The sequence below is a fragment of the Erythrobacter sp. 'gip.4 top 5' genome, assembly GCF_056495765.1.
On sequence record NZ_CP200270.1, the window covers coordinates 1,066,654 to 1,085,824 of the forward strand.

The 19,171-nt window shown below is 61.9% G+C and carries 17 protein-coding genes; 8 read left to right on the top strand and 9 right to left on the bottom strand.

The features are described 5' to 3' along the window. Positions 1-24: 24 nt before the first annotated feature. Together ACRANW_RS05055 and ACRANW_RS05060 are read left to right on the top strand one after the other, a co-directional pair. Positions 25-1,413, top strand: coding sequence for an MATE family efflux transporter (locus tag ACRANW_RS05055; protein ID WP_479433444.1), 1,389 nt, complete (start codon positions 25-27; stop codon positions 1,411-1,413). A gap of 516 nt (positions 1,414-1,929) precedes the next feature. Then, positions 1,930-2,802, top strand: a complete 873-nt coding sequence (locus tag ACRANW_RS05060; RefSeq protein WP_479433445.1) for an LOG family protein — start codon at positions 1,930-1,932, stop codon at positions 2,800-2,802. On the opposite strand, the gene thiD is transcribed toward ACRANW_RS05060, so the two are convergent. From thiD to ACRANW_RS05075, 3 genes are all read right to left on the bottom strand, one after another. Beyond that, positions 2,799-3,620 carry a bifunctional hydroxymethylpyrimidine kinase/phosphomethylpyrimidine kinase gene (thiD, locus tag ACRANW_RS05065; protein ID WP_479433446.1) on the bottom strand — a complete coding sequence of 274 codons (822 nt, stop codon included), beginning with the start codon at positions 3,618-3,620 and terminating at the stop codon, positions 2,799-2,801. The genes ACRANW_RS05060 and thiD overlap by 4 nt on opposite strands. 148 nt (positions 3,621-3,768) lie before the next feature. Then, positions 3,769-6,108 (bottom strand): putative bifunctional diguanylate cyclase/phosphodiesterase, encoded by a 2,340-nt coding sequence (locus tag ACRANW_RS05070; RefSeq protein WP_479433447.1) that lies wholly within the window; start codon positions 6,106-6,108, stop codon positions 3,769-3,771. Then, positions 6,105-6,689 (bottom strand): cupredoxin domain-containing protein, encoded by a 585-nt coding sequence (locus tag ACRANW_RS05075; RefSeq protein WP_479433448.1) that lies wholly within the window; start codon positions 6,687-6,689, stop codon positions 6,105-6,107. Before ACRANW_RS05075 ends, ACRANW_RS05070 begins: the two co-directional genes overlap by 4 nt. Before the next feature lie 142 nt (positions 6,690-6,831). On the opposite strand from ACRANW_RS05075, the gene ACRANW_RS05080 reads away from it, so the two are divergent. The 3 genes from ACRANW_RS05080 (at position 6,832) to ACRANW_RS05090 (ending at position 10,106) form a co-directional block, all read left to right on the top strand. Continuing rightward, positions 6,832-7,848, top strand: coding sequence for a DUF3034 family protein (locus ACRANW_RS05080; RefSeq protein WP_479433449.1), 1,017 nt, complete (start codon positions 6,832-6,834; stop codon positions 7,846-7,848). 22 nt (positions 7,849-7,870) lie between these two features. Continuing rightward, positions 7,871-8,407 carry a group I truncated hemoglobin gene (locus ACRANW_RS05085; protein ID WP_479433450.1) on the top strand — a complete coding sequence of 179 codons (537 nt, stop codon included), beginning with the start codon at positions 7,871-7,873 and terminating at the stop codon, positions 8,405-8,407. Positions 8,408-8,867: 460 nt separating this feature from the next. Further along, positions 8,868-10,106 (top strand): hypothetical protein, encoded by a 1,239-nt coding sequence (locus tag ACRANW_RS05090; protein WP_479433451.1) that lies wholly within the window; start codon positions 8,868-8,870, stop codon positions 10,104-10,106. Between the two features lie 117 nt (positions 10,107-10,223). On the opposite strand, the gene ACRANW_RS05095 is transcribed toward ACRANW_RS05090, so the two are convergent. Both ACRANW_RS05095 and glmM read right to left on the bottom strand, forming a co-directional pair. Continuing rightward, positions 10,224-10,448: a DUF1272 domain-containing protein gene (locus tag ACRANW_RS05095; RefSeq protein WP_479433452.1), complete on the bottom strand. Its 225-nt coding sequence runs from the start codon at positions 10,446-10,448 to the stop codon at positions 10,224-10,226. 13 nt (positions 10,449-10,461) lie between these two features. Further along, a complete protein-coding gene (gene glmM / locus ACRANW_RS05100) occupies positions 10,462-11,799 on the bottom strand; it encodes a phosphoglucosamine mutase (RefSeq protein WP_479433453.1) in 1,338 nt (445 codons plus the stop codon). A gap of 98 nt (positions 11,800-11,897) precedes the next feature. On the opposite strand from glmM, the gene ACRANW_RS05105 reads away from it, so the two are divergent. Together ACRANW_RS05105 and ACRANW_RS05110 are read left to right on the top strand one after the other, a co-directional pair. Further along, positions 11,898-13,178: a dicarboxylate/amino acid:cation symporter gene (locus ACRANW_RS05105; RefSeq protein WP_479433454.1), complete on the top strand. Its 1,281-nt coding sequence runs from the start codon at positions 11,898-11,900 to the stop codon at positions 13,176-13,178. A gap of 74 nt (positions 13,179-13,252) precedes the next feature. Next, the gene (locus ACRANW_RS05110; RefSeq protein ID WP_479433455.1) at positions 13,253-13,861 is read left to right on the top strand and encodes a superoxide dismutase; all 609 of its coding nucleotides are present in this window, start codon (positions 13,253-13,255) and stop codon (positions 13,859-13,861) included. A gap of 97 nt (positions 13,862-13,958) precedes the next feature. Here the strand turns inward: ACRANW_RS05110 and ACRANW_RS05115 are convergent, their stop codons facing one another. Together ACRANW_RS05115 and ACRANW_RS05120 are read right to left on the bottom strand one after the other, a co-directional pair. Then, positions 13,959-14,582 (bottom strand): sigma-70 family RNA polymerase sigma factor, encoded by a 624-nt coding sequence (locus ACRANW_RS05115; protein ID WP_479433456.1) that lies wholly within the window; start codon positions 14,580-14,582, stop codon positions 13,959-13,961. Further along, complete coding sequence (locus ACRANW_RS05120; RefSeq protein WP_479433457.1) at positions 14,579-14,809, bottom strand: NepR family anti-sigma factor; 231 nt, start codon at positions 14,807-14,809, stop codon at positions 14,579-14,581. The genes ACRANW_RS05115 and ACRANW_RS05120 overlap by 4 nt, the downstream gene beginning before the upstream one ends. Positions 14,810-14,973: 164 nt before the next feature. Between ACRANW_RS05120 and ACRANW_RS05125 the strand changes: the two genes are divergently transcribed. Beyond that, positions 14,974-16,755, top strand: coding sequence for a CHASE domain-containing protein (locus tag ACRANW_RS05125; RefSeq protein ID WP_479433458.1), 1,782 nt, complete (start codon positions 14,974-14,976; stop codon positions 16,753-16,755). A gap of 19 nt (positions 16,756-16,774) precedes the next feature. Here ACRANW_RS05125 and ACRANW_RS05130 read toward each other — a convergent pair whose 3' ends face one another. Continuing rightward, positions 16,775-17,575, bottom strand: a complete 801-nt coding sequence (locus ACRANW_RS05130) for a response regulator (RefSeq protein ID WP_479433459.1) — start codon at positions 17,573-17,575, stop codon at positions 16,775-16,777. 307 nt (positions 17,576-17,882) lie between these two features. Further along, on the bottom strand, positions 17,883-19,088 hold the full coding sequence (locus tag ACRANW_RS05135; RefSeq protein ID WP_479433460.1) for an N-acetyltransferase: 1,206 nt from the start codon (positions 19,086-19,088) through the stop codon (positions 17,883-17,885). Between the last annotated feature and the right edge of the window lie 83 nt (positions 19,089-19,171).

Consider the following 19,171-nt stretch of genomic DNA (forward strand, 5'->3'; position numbering starts at 1 on the left):
ATCGGCTGTGCAGGCGAACGCGCTATGACGCGGCCCTTGCCCTCCCAAACCCCCGTAGCTGTGGCCGTCTTGCCAGCAGACAAGCGGGCGGAAATGCTCAAATCCGGACCGGTCGTCCCGACGCTGCTGTTGCTAACCTTGCCCAATCTGATCGCGCTGGGGTCGTCTGCCATCGTTTCGATCGCTGAGACAGCCTATGTCGGCAGCATCGGAGTCGCAGCACTGGGAGGGATCGCGCTGGCATTCCCGATCTTCATGCTGATGCAGATGCTTTCGGCAGGCGCGATGGGCGGCACGATTTCCGGCGCCATCAGCCGCACGTTGGGGGCGGGAAACACCGATGCGGCGCGCGGCCTTGCGCTGTGCGCTGTGGTGATCGGCATCGCTCTAGGCCTGACATTGGCACTGCTGGTTCGGGTTTTCGGAGAGCCCATTTTCAGCGCTCTCGGCGGGAGCGCCGCCGTGCTGGATCAGGCGCTCGCCTTCTCGAATGTCGCAGCATGGGCGATCCCCGGAATCTGGCTGGCCAATACGCTGTCTTCGATCCTGCGCGGATCGGGGAACATGGGTATTCCTGCGTCGACGCTGCTTCTCGCAGGGCTGCTACAGGTTGCGGTGGGCGGGGCTTTAGGCCTTGGCATTGGTCCGTTGCCGAAACTCGGGATGGCAGGTGTGGCTTTGGGCCAAGTGGCGGCGTTCTGGGCGGCGGCGCTGTTCCTGCTCATCTATTTGAGGTCAGGACGTGCTACGGTCGGTCTCAGGTTTGATGCCAACGCACTCAAGGCTTCCCATTTTGCGGCTCTGCTGCGGGTAGGGTGCATCGCCATGCTCTCCCCCCTGTTGTCAGTTGGCTCAGTGCTGGTACTGACGCGCCTCGTTGCTGACGTGGGGCCGGCAGCATTGGCGGGTTACGGGATCGGGGTGAGGCTGGAGTTCCTTCTCATTCCTATCGCCTTTTCCGTCGGCGTGGCGTCCGTGCCGATGGTCGGAACTGCGCTGGGGGCAGGCAATTGGGAGCGTGCCCGCAAAGTCGCGTGGACATCGGGCGCGATGGCCTTTGCCGTTTTGGCCATGATCGGCCTCGTGATGGCTTGGATGCCTGGCCTGTGGGTCGATCTGTTCACAGACGCCGCGCCGGTGCGAGAGGCGGCTTATGCCTATCTCGGGATTGCGGGCTATGGCTTTGGCTTCTTTGGGCTTGGCTTGTGCCTCTATTTCGCCGCGCAGGGCGCGGGGCGCATGGGCGGCGTGATCCTTGCGCAAGCGGCCCGATTCGGGATCATCGTGGCGGGCGGCACCTTGATTCTCGGTCCTGATGCTCGGGCAGAAGAGGTCTTTCTGCTTTCGGCAATCGCGATGGTGGTGATGGGGCTCTGCACCGCTCTGGCGGTAAAGGTCGCCAAGTGGCGATGACATTATCCAACGTCCGCATTGCTGATCGTGCTGCGTCAACGTGCCCGTGGAAGTAGGCAATTCATGGGCCGAAAAGGCCTTCACCGCCGGCCGCATCTCCTTGATTGTTCTCTTCTGGCCATAATGGCTACCGAGAAGACGTCTGCCGACTGACGTCTTGGTGTAGCAACACCAGCTTGATCTCGGCCAATGCAGGCAACTCTGCATGAAGCCACGTTTCGATATTGAACCTTTTGTACGGTGTGAATACGCAGCGCCAAGAAGTGGGCCTGTACCAAAGGTTAGCATTCACGCAGACGACTTGGCGGAGGGTGTTAGGCAAGTTTGCGGCACCGTTTCGTTCACGATGCGTCCAGGGGAGCGAACGCCCGCGCGAGACTGTAACGCGCTGAAGCATTCACGCTTGTTTCGCAATTGGCGCATTTCAGCTTGGTGTCTGGCCAAATGTTTCACGTGGAACACTGCGCGACCCCAAGGCTATTGCGGCTCTAACCGGGGTCTGGCAGGGGCCTGCCCATGACCGAAAAAGATCTGTCCGACCGCAAGTTCTATCGCGCTGGCGAAGAAACCCGTTTTGCCGAAGCCGGCCCTGAGCGCACGCCGCAAACCGCGCATCCCGCCTACAAGCTGGCCTTCCGTGATACTGATTTCCTGCTGCGCGATGAACTGCGCCCGGTGCGCTTCCAGCTTGAACTGCTCAAGCCTGAAATGCTGCTGGACGAAGCGCGGGTGGGGTCGACGCTGGTGATGTATGGATCGGCCCGCATTCCCAGCCCGGCGCAGGCGGAAGCGCGGCTGGAGGCGGCGCAGAGCGGCAGCGAATATGACCAGAAGGTCGCTCAGCGCCTGGCCGAGAAGGCGAAGTATTATGATGAAGCCTACAAACTGGCGCGCCTCGTCAGCGAAAAAGGTATTATAGAGAACGGCCTGCGCCAATTTGTCGTGACCACCGGCGGTGGGCCTTCGATCATGGAAGCAGGCAACCGCGGCGCATCGGATGCTGGCAGCGAATCGATCGGCCTCAACATCGTGTTGCCCCACGAACAGGCGCCCAACCCCTACGTGACGCCGTACCTGAGCTTCCAGTTCCACTATTTCGCGCTGCGCAAGATGCACTTTCTGCTGCGCGCCCGCGCGGTGGCGGTGTTTCCCGGCGGGTTCGGCACGTTCGACGAATTTTTCGAACTCATCACCCTCATCCAGACCGGCAAGATGAAGCCGATCCCGATCATCCTGTTCGGCAAGGATTTCTGGACCCGCGTGATCGATTTCGAGGCGCTGGCCGAGGAAGGCACCATCTCCAAAGCCGATCTGGACCTGTTCCAATGGTGCGAGACGGCCGAAGATGCGTGGGCCTGCATCGCCGACTTCTACGAAATCACGGCTTAGCCAAGACTGCGTACCGCCTGATGGCCGAGCGGGCCGTGGCCTGCGCCAAGGCCGGGGGCGTGTTCAATCGCACGGATCACGAATTGCCGCCCCAGCCGCACGGCGTGCTCCAGCGATTGGCCATGACCGATCAACGTCGCGATAGCTGAGGATAGCGTGCAGCCGGTGCCGTGGGTGTGAACCGTGTCGATCCGGGCGTGGTCGAAGGCGACGGCGCGTTCCCCCTGATCTGCGTCTGCTGGCAGGAACAACACGTCCACAATCCGGCCGCCTTCGCCATGTCCGCCCTTGGCCAGCACCGCGGCACCCGTCGTTTCCGCCAACACCGAAGCGGCTGTGGCAATATCTTGGGTACTCGTCAGCGGGCGACCGGCCAGCGTGACCAGTTCGGGCAGGTTGGGGGTGATGAGCGCCGCGCGCGGGAACAGATGCGCGCGCATGGCAGCGATGGCGTCGGGTGCAATCAGCGCTGCACCGCTGGTCGCGATCATGACCGGATCAAGCACGATCGGCGCTGTCACGCCCTCCAGCGCTTTGGCGACCGCAGCAATGACTGCGGCATCGTGCAACATTCCGATCTTGATTGCATCAATCCCGATATCGCTGAGGCATGACGTGATCTGCTGCGCCACCATATCAGGCGCAATGGCCGTGATTGCTTGAACGCCGACGGTATTTTGCGCCGTGATCGCGGTTAGCGCGGTCATGGCGTAACCGCCGAGCATCGTGATAGTCTTGATGTCGGCCTGAATCCCGGCGCCGCCAGAGGAATCGGATCCGGCAATGCTGAGGATGCGCGGTGGTATGGGGGTGGTCATATCTGGCGCTGTAGCAAGCCCACCCCATACCGGTCACGGTTTTTGAACGCACGGCGTCGAAGGACCACGTTCAAGAAGGTTACCGCGCAGCAGAAAGAGACGGGACAGGCCGAATTTGCGCGACTGTTTGGGTCAAACGTGCGCGCTGTCAGGATCGCAACCGCTGCTGGTAGCCAGCGCCATTTTGCAGCAATCCGGCGACAGCATCGGCGGCGACAGGCTTGGAAAACAGGTAGCCCTGAATATGTTGGCAGCCTTCGCGTTCGAGCACTTCGAACTGCGCGATGTCCTCCACCCCTTCAGCCAGCGTTTCCATACCGAGCGCGTTGGCCAGCGTCGTGATGGCACGGATCATGGCGTGGCCGGTTTCACTGGTTCCCAGATCCTCGACAAAGCTCTTGTCGATCTTGACCTTGTCGAACGGGAAGGAGCGCAGATAACTGAGCGACGAATAGCCTGTACCAAAGTCATCCAGCGCGATGCGCACGCCGATATTGCGCAATGAGTGAAGCGTCGCCATTGTGGTATCGACATCGGCGATGAAGACGCTTTCGGTGATTTCCAGCTCCAGGCGCCCTGGCGGTAATCCGCTGGCGGACAGGGCGGACAACACTGTGCTGGCGATGCCGGTTGCAGCGAATTGTTTGGGCGAGACATTGACCGCGACCGAGACATCGGCCGGCCAGGTGGTGGCCTGATGGCATGCTTCACGCAGCACCCATTCACCGATGGGAACGATCAGGCCGGTTTCTTCTGCCAGCGGGATGAACGCGGACGGACTGATGCGCCCGCGCGTCGGATGGTTCCAACGGATGAGAGCCTCAAACCCGGTCAGACGCCGTTCGGCCAGACTGTAAAGCGGCTGGAAATTGAGTTCAAACCCGCCCTCCTTGATCGCGGCGCGCAGGTCCAATTCCAGCTGCCGGCGACAGCGAGCGGCTTCGTCCAGCGCGGGTTCAAAGAAGTGGTAGGTTGATTTGCCTTCGTGTTTGGCCCGGTAAAGCGCCAGATCGGCGTTCTTCATCAATGTGTTGCCATCTGTGCCATCGGTTGGCGCGACGGAAATACCGATGCTTGCGCCGCATCTTGCGGCCTGACCGTTGATCGTTACCGGCCGATCAAAGCTGCGTTGCAGGCATTCGGCGATGGTGGCGAGGTTCTGATCGGGATCGATCCCGGCGAACAGCATCGCAAATTCATCGCCGCCCAGCCGCGCGATCATTGCATCGGGCAGGTCCTCTGTAAGATGTTCTGCAATTTTCCGCAGCAGCGCATCACCGGCGGGGTGGCCAAGCGTATCGTTGACCATCTTGAAGTCATCAAGATCGACATAGGCGACCACCACTTGTTCGTCCTTGCGACGGCGGGCGAGGGTATTGGCGAGTTGTTCGGTGAACAGCTTGCGATTGGGCAGGCCGGTCAAGCCGTCGTGCAGTCCAACGTGGATGATCTCACGCTCGCGCTCTTCAATGGCGGCAACCATTGTGTTGAAGCTTTGCGCCAGTCGCCCGATTTCGTCATCGCTGCCGACCGTCAGACTGACCTCGCGACCTTCACCGATCAGACGGGTCGCCTCGTCAAGCTGAAGGAGCGGTTCGGTGACGCTGCGCGCCACCTTCCAGCCCAGGCCAAGCACCAACACGATTCCGCCGAATGCCAGAATCGCGAGCCACCACTTCAGGCTGGCATAGGCGGCCATCGAAGCATCAAGCGAATGGCGCAGCACCAAACGCGGAGAAATGCCATCCTGCAAGATGGCAAGATCGGACACGTGATAGAGAAAGCGGCCCTGTTCATCGCGCTCAAACACGGTATCGGTGCCGGCATCGCGCAGCCAGGCGGGCTGGCGCGCGGCGTCAACTACTGTGGCATCAAGCGCGATCGGCGCGAGTTCGACCAGCCGGTCCAGTTCATTGCGGTCAAGCGGTTGAGCGATCACCAGCCAGCCGATCAAATCGGGCGCTTCGATCGGTGCTGCTGCCGCCAGTGCAAAGCCACGTTCTGAAAGAATAATTCCGCGCTTGCCGCCCTGATCGAGCTGCGCCCACAGGCTTTGTGCTGCGGGCACGCCGGTGGTATCGGCGGCCAGCACTTCGCCTTCCAGAGTTACCACGAATGCCATGTCGCTGCGGACGCGGCCTTCCAGACTGGTCAGTGCGCTGGCGATGGTTGGCGTGTCGTCTGTGGCCACAGCCTCGCGGAAGCCGAAATCATGGGCAAGAACGCCCGCCTGATCGCCCATTTGGCGCGCGCGCGCGCCGAGAATTTCGTCAAACACGCGGGCATTGGCAGAGAGATCGCGCGCCGCGCTCGCTTCTCCGAAACGGACCAGCGCGCCTGCAGCAAGCGCCACCACCAGTCCCAGCACCAAAGCAAATAGCGCGGCGTACAGCAGCGCAATGCGGGTACTGAGAGAACCAAAGCGCAGATCCGAAAGCTGTGCGAGGAACCCCTTGGCGGGGGTGCCAAGCACTTTGACGAGGCTCATCGTAACGTGACTTTCACTTTGTGCGTGTGCGCAGCGCCGTTGATCGTGATTGCGGATGTGGTCTCATTGCCGGGCGCGCGCAGCTGCGGGTGCCACACCGTCACCTTTGCTCCACCGGCAGCCAGGCCCGACAGCGTGACATAGCCGTTGTGATCGGTCTTGGCCGCGTAAGGCGTATCCGTGACGCGGATATAGCCGCGCATCTGATCGTGGATATTGCAGCCTAGCTTGACGCTGCCAGCCACGGCAAAGGTGTGGGTCCGGGTCTGATCGCGGCCATAAAGTTCGATCGCGAAGCGAGCTGGCTTGGAAAAGCTGTAGATCGAATGGCGCACATTATCGAGGTTGGGGAAGGCCACGGTGCTGCCCTTGGCGATCACCAGTGTGCCGGGGGTGAATTGCAGGTTTTTTTGCGCCATGCCCATTTTCCACGGAAAGCGGATCGGGCCTGGTGCGGCGTTCGTGACGTGCAGTTCAACCACGGCGTCGCGCACCGGCAAGCCCGCGTCGTCGACAATCTGTACGCGCAGGCTTGCAGGCCCGGCCACCGCAGCGACGACCATCGTGCCGGGAACCGCCACGAGAGAAACGAGTCCCAGGATAAACAGACGAGGAGGTTTCCGGGGGCGCGGCATGTTGGGGCATCGCATAAGCGCCATACCTTAAGAATTTGTCGTACCATCCTTTAAGGCGCATTTACCTTGATCGCTTACCTCGTGTTGCATGAGCCTGCCGCACGCCCTCCTCGCCCTTGCCCAAACCGCCACGGTCACAGCGACCGTTCGCTCTGAAGAGCCGTCACAGATTGCCTATCATGCGGTGCCCGATGCCCATGATCCGGCACCTGATCCAGCGGCCAAGGCCACCGCGCGCGCAGTGGCGCCGTTGGGCACGACCAATGCGCTGGGCGAGCAAGACGGCGAACCAATCGGCAAGCCCCGCCGTGTGCGTGGTGACAAGCTGCTGCTGACCAATGGGATCAGCACCGTCGAAGGTTCGTCCGGCGGCGGGATTGCGCGCTGGGCCACCATTGCCGGGCGGCAGATGCCGGGCGGGATCGGTGCCTCGGCCCATGCCACCGCCATTGAACTGCCGGACTTTGGTTGGCGATCCTATGGCGCGGCGATCGGCTTTGGCGATCGGCTGGAACTGAGCGTTGCCCGCGCCGATTTCGACACCCGCGATGTCGGCGCTGCGCTGGGGATCGGACAGGGCTACACCTTCAACGTCAACACCTACGGCGCCAAAGTCAGGGTGGCAGGCGACCTTGTCTATGGCGCGGCCTGGCTGCCGCAGATCGCTGTCGGCATCGAACACAAGCAAAGCCGCGATGGCGCTCTGGTGCGCGCGCTGGGCGCTGCCGATGACGAAGGCACCGATATCACCATCAGCGCAACCAAGCTGCTGCTGGCGCGCAGCCTGCTGGTCAACGCGACGCTGCGCTACACCGAAGCGAACCAGTTGGGCCTGCTTGGCTTCGGGTCAGCGGCAGGGGCGGGATACAGGCTGCAATTTGAAGGGTCACTGGGCTACCAGCTGTCACGCCGTGCGGTGGTGGGCGCGGAATATCGCTCCAAGCCCGACAATCTCGGGCTGGGGGAGGATGACTGGATGGACTTGTTTGCCGCCTACGCGCTGACCGACCATCTGACGCTGAGCGCGGCCTATGTCGATCTCGGCTCAATCGCCACTTTCCCTAACCAGCGCGGCGGCTTCGTGTCCGCGCAGGTTGCGTTCTGATCCTGTCCCCGGAGCCTTTCCCATGCCGTTGACTGCCACCGCTGCCGCTGCCCTCATGATGCTCCAGCAGACGCCTGCCGAAGGGATCGATTGGGACTCAGAGTTCGGGGTCGAGGTCAAGGAACGCGATCCTCTCACCGGCGAGTTTCCGGTTGACCCTTACGAACAGTCCAACGCCAATGCCGGGGCCACGCCCTATGACAGCGCCGGGCTGGTGCGCGCTTTTGGTGGGCGCGATGGCATTGCCCGGATCGCTGCACGCACGGTGGACCTATCGCACGCCGATCCGCGCATCGCCGCAATCTTCGACGCGCATGACATGGTGCGGCTCAAGCGCACCTTGGGCGAACAGTTCTGCTATCTCCTGGGCGCAGGCTGCGACTATTCCGGCCGCGACATGCGCACCGCCCACGCCGACATGGGTGTCACCAAGGCCGACATGAATGCGCTGGTCGAAAACCTGCAAGCTGCCATGCGCGAAGCCGATGTGCCGTTCGCCGCGCAGAACCGCCTGCTGGCGAAACTCGCGCCGATGTCGGGGAAGGTGGTCGAACGATAGGCTTGGCGATCATGCCGAGTAGGCTGAGCGGCCCGGCAGGTTTCCAGATCTCGCAACGGCGCTTCGAATGGCGGGAGTTGAAGAGGAAGCAAAATAACTGGTTTTGCACAGGAAAACGCAACCGCAGTCGAATTGGATCTTATCCGCCAAGAGAACAGCCGGTATTCCCCTGCCGTGTGTAGTGCTTTGAAAGTGCGCGTGAGTTTGGGCGTCTCAAGTGAGATTCTTCCAGGGGTCGTAAGAAATGTTGAGTTCGATGCAGCCTTTTTTGGCGCGACACATGCTGCGCGTTTTGGGGGCGAGCGCGTTGGCGATTTCTCTTGCCAGCTGCGGCGGAGGCGAATCTTCTGGCTCTGGAGGCGGAGGAGCGTCGGTGGGTCCATCACCCACCCCCACTCCGGCTCCGACACCATCTCCTGCACCGGCAGCTGCGATCTTTTTCGCCATGGCGGGTGGGCCGTTGATCGGAACTCTTACATGGCTAGAGCCTTCAGGCGTAAGCACTATTCCTGATCGCTTTCCTCAGCAATTTACTTCGGCGGGTGGTTTAGTGGGGCCCGGTGTCGCTCCGGTTGATGCACGTTTCGGATCCGAACTGCCTCGCGTGAATTCGCGCGAGGTGCGAATTTTAAACGGCACCGATTCATTGACGGGTATGTCTTATTCGGAACTTCAGACTCCCAACCTAATTCGTGTGGTTTCACCATTGTCGGCGATCACGTTCTATCGGGGTTTTGGTGCAAGAGAGCAGCTCGGCCTTAACCAGGGTCCATTTGCCCTTGATCAAGCTACCGACGCGCTTGGTATCAATCCCTGGGCAGAGCTTGGCAATAGCAACGCCATTATCGCTCGCGATGCCGGCCGGCTGATAAGCTTGAACATCCAGCTGGTGGCGCTGGCTGGCGTCTTGCGAAGGTTTAGCGGTGACCCGCTGAATTCAGGATACGAGTTCGACACGATGGGGAGGGTCGTGGCTGGCACTCTTGAAGGTGGGCGCAGCATAGACTTAGCTAATCCAGACGATATTGATCTTCTGCTGCAACGTCGATTTTCGGAATTTCCGCTGTCCAATTTTCGTCGGCGAGCCGAGCTGGTAGCTCGCTACATGTCTGCAGTCCCTCCTCGCATTTCAGATGCCGCAACGGCGCGTGGATGGCTTTACCTTTTCCGATATGTGATCTTCCCTGATTACCTGGCTTTGGGAAGCTCAAACGTCGAGGCCAGTAACGCTTTTGCCCCCCTGTCGGCGCAAGAAATGACGGCGATGGCCACACAACTGGGCCAAATCATTCCGCAGTCGCGAGGGGCGCTTTTCGCTGCGCCGGACTACGTCGAATTGGTCGAAAAGACCCGTAACCCTGTCGGGAGGACCGTGATATCCTATCAACTGACGCTAAACGGTTGCGAAGAACGATCGACGCCCTTGCCAACATGTAATGACCGGGACGGCGGGGCAACCGATCCAAACCCTCCTCCCCTGACCGAAATCGTAAGTTTTGACCCGGCGGCATTGGCTGTAACCCTGCAAGGGCAAGCGTTAACCATTCGTCGATCGGGTAACTACACCGGACTGACATCGGTCCGGTACCGAATGCGCTCCGGTGACGGCACTGAACTTGTGGGCAACCTGTTTGTCCGGGTCCGCTCGCCAGAAGCCTCGTCGGCTCTTTGCGGCGGTTGGGAGTGGTGCCAAGTTTGATGATTTCAGTCTTCTTTCTTACGGCCCGAAGGGGTTTGGAGGAAGCAGCTTCGAGGTCGCTTCACAAACGGCAGCTGATCTCCAAAACGTCGTCACAACAGACGCCTTCGCTCTGCCCTATCCTTTGTGCCTGCGCTCGGTCGAGGGCGGGTACTTTGCGTGGAGTGTCCGCGCGCGGGTCGGACGGTCCATCAATTCGCCGCCACAAGCAGGGCAGCGGTCGTCGAGGTCTTCGGCACATTCGGCGCAATAGGTGCATTCCAGCGAGCAGATGAAGGCGCCCGGCGCGTCGGCGGGAAGGCCGATGCCGCACAATTCACAATCGGGGCGCATTTCAAGCATGGGGTACGCCTTTCTAGACCGCCGCGTGGACCGCTGCGCAGATGGCGTCCACCACCTGTTCGACCTGGCCCTGATCGTCCCCTTCGGCCATCACGCGGATGACAGGCTCGGTGCCTGACGGGCGGATCACCAGCCGGCCCTTGCCCGCCAGCGCAGCCTCGGCCTGTGCAATCACGGCCTGCACCTGCGGATTGCCCAACGGGGTGCCGCCTTCGTAGCGGACATTCTTGAGCAATTGCGGCACCGGATCGAAGACGTGCAGCAGTTCGCTCGCCGGCTTGCCCGAACGGATCAGGCTCGCCAGCACCCGCAGCGCCGCGACCGTGCCATCACCGGTGGTGGCGTGATCGAGCAGGATCATGTGGCCCGATTGCTCGCCGCCGATATTGTAGCCGCCGGTCTTCATCGCTTCGAGCACATAGCGGTCGCCCACCTTGGTGCGCACCAGATCGAGGCCGCGACCGGCTAGGTATCGTTCAAGGCCAAGATTGCTCATCACGGTCGCCACAACGCCGCCGCCGCGCAAAGACCCGCGATCCTGCATCCGTCCCGCGATCAGCGCCATGATTTGATCACCGTCCACCGCGCGGCCCTTTTCATCGACCACGATCAGCCGGTCCGCATCGCCGTCCAGCGCAATGCCGATGTCTGCGCCTTCTTCGACCACCTTGGCTTGCAGCGCGGCGATGGCGGTGGAGCCCACCCCGTCATTGATGTTGATGCCATTGGGCGACACGCCCAGCGCCACCACTTCCGCGCCGAGCTCCCAGATCGCAGACGGCGCCACCTGATAGGCCGCACCATTGGCGCAATCGACCACCACCTTGAGGCCATCGAAACGGATTTCGGAGGCCACCGACTGCTTGACCGCGTGAATGTAGCGCCCGCGCGCATCCTCGATCCGGCGTGCACGGCCGATGCGCTCGGCGGGCGCGAGCGGAATGTCGGTATCCATCAACCGCTCAATTTCGCCTTCGGCCTCGTCCGACAACTTGAAGCCATCAGGGCCGAACAGCTTGATGCCATTATCGGCAAAGAGGTTGTGGCTGGCGGAGATCATCACGCCCATGTCGGCGCGCATTTCGCGGGTGAGCAGCGCGATCGCAGGCGTGGGCAGCGGCCCGGTCATGATCACGTCGATCCCGACGCTGGTGAAGCCCGCCACCAGCGCGCTTTCCATCATGTAGCCCGAAAGCCGCGTGTCTTTGCCGATCACCACGCGGTGCCGGTGTCCACCGCGCACAAAATGGCGTCCGGCGGCCTGCCCGACCTTCATCGCGGTTGCCGCTGTCATCACGCCGGCATTGGTGCGGCCCCTGATTCCGTCGGTCCCGAACAATTTGCGTGTCATTATATCCCGCCTTTACGCCCGCTCTAACGATTGTGTCGCGCTTCTGGCGCGGTTATCGCGCAATGTGAAGGGCGCGTGGCCCGTTTAAGGATAGGCCATTGCTGGAAAGTGAAGACGCGGGCGGTCAGGGCAAATTTGCGCTGGTGTCGATCCGCCTGCCGGTGGCGCTGACATTCGCCGCCCTGATCGGCGGGTTGCTGGCAGGCATCGTGGGCGCAGCGGCAGATGCGCCGGCGGCTGTGACCGATATTGCGGGTCTTTTGGGCGGGCTATGGCTGCGCGCCTTGCAGATGACGATCATCCCGCTGGTGGCGGCGCTGCTGGTGCTGGGGCTGGTGCAGATGATCCTGGCCGCGCGGGTTGGCACGGTGGCGCGGCGGATGCTGTTGATCATGGTCGCGGTGCAACTGGCAGGCGCTGCCTTCGCCTCGGTTGCTATGCCCGCATTGCTGACCGCTTTTCCGGTTCCGGCGGGCGCCAGCGCGTTTCTGGCACAGACGCCGGACACCGTGGGCGAGGTTCCGGGCGTGCTCGACTTCATGGCGTCGCTGGTATCGCCCAATATCGTTGCCGCCGCCGCCGAAACCGCGATGCTGCCGCTGACGCTGTTCTTCGTGATGTTCGCGGTCGCCATCACCCGTCTGCCGGGCGACCAGAGCGAGCGGCTGCTGGGCTTTTTTCATGCGCTGGGCAATGCGATGCTGCTGATTATCGGTTGGGTGCTAGCCATCGCGCCGGCCGGCGTATTTGCGCTAGCGTACGGCGTGGGCGTGCAGAGCGGAGGCGGGGCCTTCACCGCGCTTGGCCATTATGTGCTTACCGTGACCGCGATGGGCACCTTCATCCTTGTGCTGGCCTATGTCGTGGCTGCGGCGCTGGGCCGCACCCGTCTGCTGGGCTTTGCGGGCGCGGTGCTGCCGGCGCAGGCGGTGGCATTGTCCACCCAAAGCTCGCTCGCCAGCCTGCCCGCGATGCTCGACAGTGCAGGGCGGCTCGGGCTGAAGGCTTCGACCGCCGAGTTCGTGCTGCCGCTGGCTGTCGTGATCTTTCGGGCAACCAGCGCGGCCATGAACCTGGCCGTGGTCTATTACATCGCCGCGCTGGCAGGGTTGGACGTGCCGGTGAGCGTGGCCGTGGCGGGTATCCTGATCGCCAGCGTCATCAGCCTATCGGCAGTCAGCCTGCCCGGATCGATCAGCTTCGTGGTCTCGATCGGGCCGATTGCGCTGGCGATGGGCGTGCCGGTTGAGCCGCTGGCGCTGCTGGTGGCGGTGGAAATGCTACCCGACCTCATGCGCACGCTGGGCAATGTCACTATGAACGTCGCCGTGACCAGCGCCGTCGACCGCGCCGCAAGATTGGAAGACGCAGCGTCTTGAAGCGTGAACAAAACGGCCACATCTGCGTTACCTCAACAAGATCTTCTAATTTCACCCAAACCTTGGAGAATACTATGGCTTTCGCACTTTCCCCACTACCTTACCCCGCTGACGCCCTCGATCCCGCCGTTTCGGCCGACACGCTGTCGTTTCACCACGGCAAGCACCATCAGGCCTATGTCGACAAGACCAACGCGGCGATTGAAGGCACCGATCACGCCGACGCGTCGCTCGAAGCGATCATCGCCGCTGCGCGCGGCAGCAACCATGGCCTATTCAACAACGCAGCGCAGACCTGGAACCACGCGTTCTACTGGAATTCGCTGGCCCCTTCGACCACCGCGCCGTCTGACGATCTGCTCGCTAAGATCAACGACTCCTTTGGTTCGGTGGACGAACTGAAGCAGAAGCTGAAGGACCGTGGCGCAGGCCACTTTGCATCGGGCTGGGTCTGGCTCGCGGAAAAGGGCGGCAAGCTTTCGATCGAAGAAAGCCACGATGCCGATACGCTGGCGGATGGCGACATGAACCCGCTGATGGTGCTCGACGTGTGGGAGCACGCCTATTATCTCGATCACCAGAACAAGCGTCCTGCCTATCTTGACGCCGTGGTTGAGAACAAGCTCAACTGGGCCTTCGCCAGCGAGAATCTCGCGCGCGGCACGGTGTGGACCTACGCCTAAGTCTTTATCGTCTTGAGATTGCGAAAGGCCCGCCTGCGGTGACGCAGGCGGGCCTTTTTATTGTCCGGACATGATGACGAAATGGCGCGGATTTTTTCTAGCTCCTCGAACTGACGCCTTTGCCTGCGGCCACCGTGTCCAACTCCTCAAGGATCGCGCGATGGGCAATGTCATCGTCAATCGATCGGCGCGGGATGTTACCGCTGGCAAGCATTTCGGTCAGCGCCGCGCGGGCGCGGCCCACACGGCTCTTGATTGTGCCAACCGCGCAGCCGCAGATCTGGGCGGCTTCCTCGTAGGAAAAACCGCCGGCGCCCACCAGCAGCAAGGCTTCGCGCCGTTCGGCTGGCAGCGTGAGTAGTGCGCGGTGGAGATCGGACAGGTGGATCGGTTCCTCCTGCCCGGCTGGCGCTGTCAGGATGCGCTCGGCCACACCTTCATCATATTCACCGCGAAAACGGTTGCGGCGCATGTCGGTGAGATAGGCATTGCGCAAGATCACGAAGGTCCAGGCGCGCATCGAGGTGCCCGGTTCAAAGCGGTCTTGCGCGGCCCAGGCCTTGAGCATGGTTTCCTGCACCAGATCATCAGCCAGATCGGGCCGCCCACACAGCCCGCGAGCAAAAGCGCGCAGATGGGGGACGACCTGCGTGAGCTCCCGCTTGAAGCTCGCCTTGTCAATCGCCGACAGCTTTGCGCCGGGACCGTCCGCGTCACTCACGTGGCGTCACCCGCTACGCGTATGCCATTGTCGTTGCTACCGGGCGGGGGGCCGCCGTTGTCTTGCGCGTCGAGCCGGTCGAGCAGATCCTTGAAATTATCGGGAAGCGCCTCTTCGACCACAGAATCGTAAAGCTGTTTCAGCCCATCGGCCCATTCTGGTGTGCGGCGCTGGGGATTGGCGTTGCCCCCGTCCTTGCTGCCGTCCTGTCTGTGGTTTGAGGCCATGATATTGCAGTATGTTCCTAATCGCGTGGTTTGAGTACCTCGATGGTGCTGATTTCACCGTCTACTCGCTATGCAATAGCACGCCTATTGGTGCTTTGGCACGCCCTGAGTCCGAGCCAGAATCTGAGCATACGTCTGGCCCGTATTTGGACGGGTTGGGAACGATGCGCTATCAGTTTGGTTCCGGCTGCGGCATGGGTGCTTTGCCTCCCGCCATGATCCTGACAGGATTTCGACCTATCGACCCGCACGCACATCGTTCTTACCTTGATAATGCAACCGCGCCGCCGCCAGCCTCAGCCGGAGGAGCGCGCCGCTGGCTGGTGCTGTATCCCCGTGCGATCCCACTGGTGATCTTCCTGGCACTGGCCGCGATCACGGCGCTCAGCGTGTTTGCCATCGAGAGCAACGCCCGCGCCCGTGAGCGGGCCGTGATGCGCGAATATGCGCAGGGGACGGCGGCGGGGCTGGATCGCAGCGGCAGTGGCTTTGCCTCCTACCTCAGGGCGGGCGCGGCGCTGTTTTCCAGCATGGACAATGTCAGCCCCGAAACCTTCGACAGTTTCGTCCGGGCGCTGAAACTGAATACTGAATATTCAGGCGCAGAAGGAATCGGGTGGATTCCGGTGCTGGAAGCGCGCGAGCTGCCCGAATTTCTTGCCGAGGCCCGCCAAACCCAGCCCGCCTTTCCCGATATTTTTCCCCGGCCTGCCAGTAACACCGGGCGGGTCGCGCCGGTGGCGATGTTCGCTCCGGCCGCGCCCTATAATCGCCGCGCATTGGGGTACGACATGTATTCCGACCCCGCCCGCGCCGCTGCGATGGCCGAGGCCGAACTGACGTTGCGTCCTGCGGCCTCCGGTCGGATCGTGCTGGTGCAGGAAACCAGCGGCACTGCGCCGGCTTTTGCGATCTATATGCCGGTGTTCCGGCGGGGCGCGCCGGGCGAGGGGCGGCTGATGGGCTTTGTCTACACGCCGTTCCGGGCCCGCGAGTTTCTGGAAGCAGCCATTGATCGGCAGGGCGGGGGCCGCTTTGGCGTGCGGTTGTATGATGGTGAGTCCAGCACGGGGCACCTGCTGGTCGCGCAATCTGTCGGCGGGTCTGCAACAGAGACGGTTGAGCAGCAAGTCACGATCGCAGATCGCGAACTGATGCTGGTGATCGAACGGGCCGATCATCAGGTGCTGTCTTTGTTGTCGATGGTGACGCTGGTGTTCGGGTTGGCGCTGGCGAGCCTGCTGATGTTATTGTCGCGGCTCCTGACCCAGCAGGCGTACGAGGATCAGGCGCGGCTCGCCATGTTCGAGGAACAGCATTCGATCCGCAACTCCTTAACCCGCGAGCTTAATCACCGGGTCAAAAACACGTTGGCGAACGTGCTGTCGATCCTGTCACTCACCCGCCGGCGGGCAAGCGGGCTCGATGATTTCGCTGACAGTCTGGAAGGCCGCATCCGGGCGCTGTCGGCAACGCACGACCTGCTCACCGTCACGGATTGGGGCGCCACCCCGATCCGCGCCGTGATCGAGGCGGAAGTCCAGGCGTTCCGCTCTGCAATCGACGACACGATTTTGCTCGAAGGGCCGGACCTCGAACTGGCGCCCAATGATGCGCTCTCTTTTGGCCTTGCAATGCATGAACTTGCGACCAACGCTGCGAAATACGGCGCGCTCAGTGTGGCGGGCGGGCAGGTTTCAGTGCGTTGGAAACGCGGAGACGAGCACGGCGCCCAAGCCTTTTGGGCCGAGGTAGAATGGCAGGAAACCGGCGGCCCACCCGTTGCCGGTCAGCGCCGCCGTGGCTTCGGCACTGAGTTGATCGAGAAGATCGTCGCGCATGAACTGCGCCAGCCGGTCACGCTGGATTTCGCACCTGGCGGCGTGCGCTGCGTGCTGCGTGTGCCCGTGCGCCGCCTTGCCGACTTCCGAATCCGCGAAAAGTAGGCTGGAACTTCGATCCGCTCTAAAGCGGCCGTGTCGATCCGAAGAACAGAGCCTGACTGATCGCCGCACGCACGGCGGCTTCCTGGAACGGTTTGGTCACAAGATAGGTCGGCTCGGGCCGGTCGCCCGTCAGCAGGCGTTCGGGATAGGCGGTGATGAAAATCACGGGCACCGCGCCGACGCTGAGAATATCGTCCACCGCATCAAGGCCCGATGATCCGTCGGCAAGCTGGATATCTGCCAGCACCAGCCCGGGCATGGCGTTTGCCACGGCGTCGCGGGCCTGGGTGCGTGTCGCGGCGGTGCCGCTGACGGTATGGCCGATGCTGGTGACCACATCTTCCAGTTGCATCGCGATCAGCGGCTCATCCTCGATGATCAGCACCGAGGTGGTCTGTTCACGCTCGATCCCGGCGATGGCTTCGGCGACCATGTGTTCGATCTCTGCGGGGGTGCGATCAAGGATCGCGGCGGCTTCGGCTGTGGTAAAGTCTTCAAGCGTGGTGAGCAGCAGCGCCTGACGCGTGGGCGGGGTGATTGCCCCTAGTCGTGCTTGCGCACCGGCTTCGTGTTCGCTTGCGATGTCGTCCGGTGCAGTACCACTCGCCGCCGTTCCCGACGCGCTGGCCCAGACCTTGCTGAAAGCGCGATACAGCGGCACGCGCCCGCCAGCGACGCTTTCCATAAGGCTCTCGTCGGCAAGCACCGCTTCGAGCATCTCGCGCACCAAGGCGTCGCCACTGGTTTGCGATCCGGTCAATGCGCGGGCATAGCGACGCAGGAAGGGCAGGCGGGCCGCAATCTGGCTTCCTAAAGACATGAGGCACCTTTCGATGGGTGTGACGACACAATAGATGTGCCGCCATAGCGGTTCTCCGCATCGCCGTCGCGGCTATCTGTCAATATATTGATCTGCCGTGATATAATTGAGGCTTCCGTTACGTCCAAAATTATTTCTCGGCGGTCGGGAACTGGGATTTGGCACGAGCATTATGTCTTCGTCACCACCGCGACCCCCCTCCCGTCCAAGCGGCTGGTGGCACGATCCCGAAAGGCCTTCGCTCTGAACTGAGCGGAGGCCTTTTTTCCGTTCAAAGCGCTTGTGCTTTACCGAACAGTCAACCCGATCAACCCCGCTTCCTTTCGTAAATCGCATATTCGCGATTAACCTTGCTTTTGATCGTGTCGGCAATCGCCAACATGCCCTGATTGTCGTCCAGCACCCAGCCCAGCTCGCCACGGGTCGAATGGAACGTGTTGATTGCCTCCATCCGGATGGCTTCGATCATCATGAAAGCGAGCTGCCCGGCGAGCCGGGTGTTGTGAAGCTCCTTGAGCACGCCCATCAGCGGCACACGCATGCCTGCGCCCTTGGGATGGCGCAGCCAACGCAGCATGTGGATCCAGCCAAAGGGAAGCAGCTTGCCCCGGATTTTTGCGAGCGCGTCGTTCACATCGGGGAAGGTCAGCATGAAGGCCACAGGCCGCCCGTCGACCTCGACAATCACGTTCAACTCCTCGTGGATGATCTTGCGCAGCTTCTTTCCGGCATAGCTAACCTCGGCGGGGGTGAAGGGGACAAAGCCCCAATTGTCCGACCAGGCATCGTTGAGGATCGCCAGAATGGTTGCAACCTCTTCGTCCCAGCGGCTCTTGTCGACGCGGCGCAGATGAATGCGGGGGTTCCGCCTGCCGGTTTGAACCAATCGGTCTACCAGCGGGCCAAAGCCGTGTGTGATATCGAGGTTATAGGTGTAAAGCGTCTTGGCGCGGGTGAAGCCCGCCGCTTCGATCCAGCCCGCGTAATGCGCAGGGTGATGGCCCATCAACAGCATCGGCGCGTGATCCTGACCGCGCACCAGCAGGCCTGGTTCTTCCCAGATCGAGAGCGAGATCGGGCCAAGCACACGGGTCATGCCTTCGCCTGCCAACCATGCCTCGGCTGCGGCCAGCAGCGCGCGGGCCACATTTTCGTCCTCAGCATCGAAATAGCCGAAGAAGCCCGTGCCGGGCCCAAAGCCCTGATCCGCCGGCATCGCGAGCGCCAGTTCATCAATATGGGCGGAAATCCGCCCCACCGGTTTGCCGCCGCGCTTTGCCATGAACAATTGCACCCGCGCATGACCGAAGAACGGGTTTTTGGCCGGATCAACCAATTCGATCTGTTCCGAGCGGATCTGCGGCACGAAATGTGCCAGCCGGTCAGAAAAAGCGCGGCCCAGATCGACGAAAGCGGCCCGTCCCTGCTTGTCGATGACGGGTTCGATCTCTATTTCTGCGTCACAGCGTGCCACATCCGTCACGGTGCCATCCTCGTATTTGCTTTTGATCAAGGTGTCTGTGTCCCGCCAAGGCCATTGACGCAAGGCTGTCGATCACTGTCACCAACAACGCGTGTTTGGCTCGGCCCTCGATT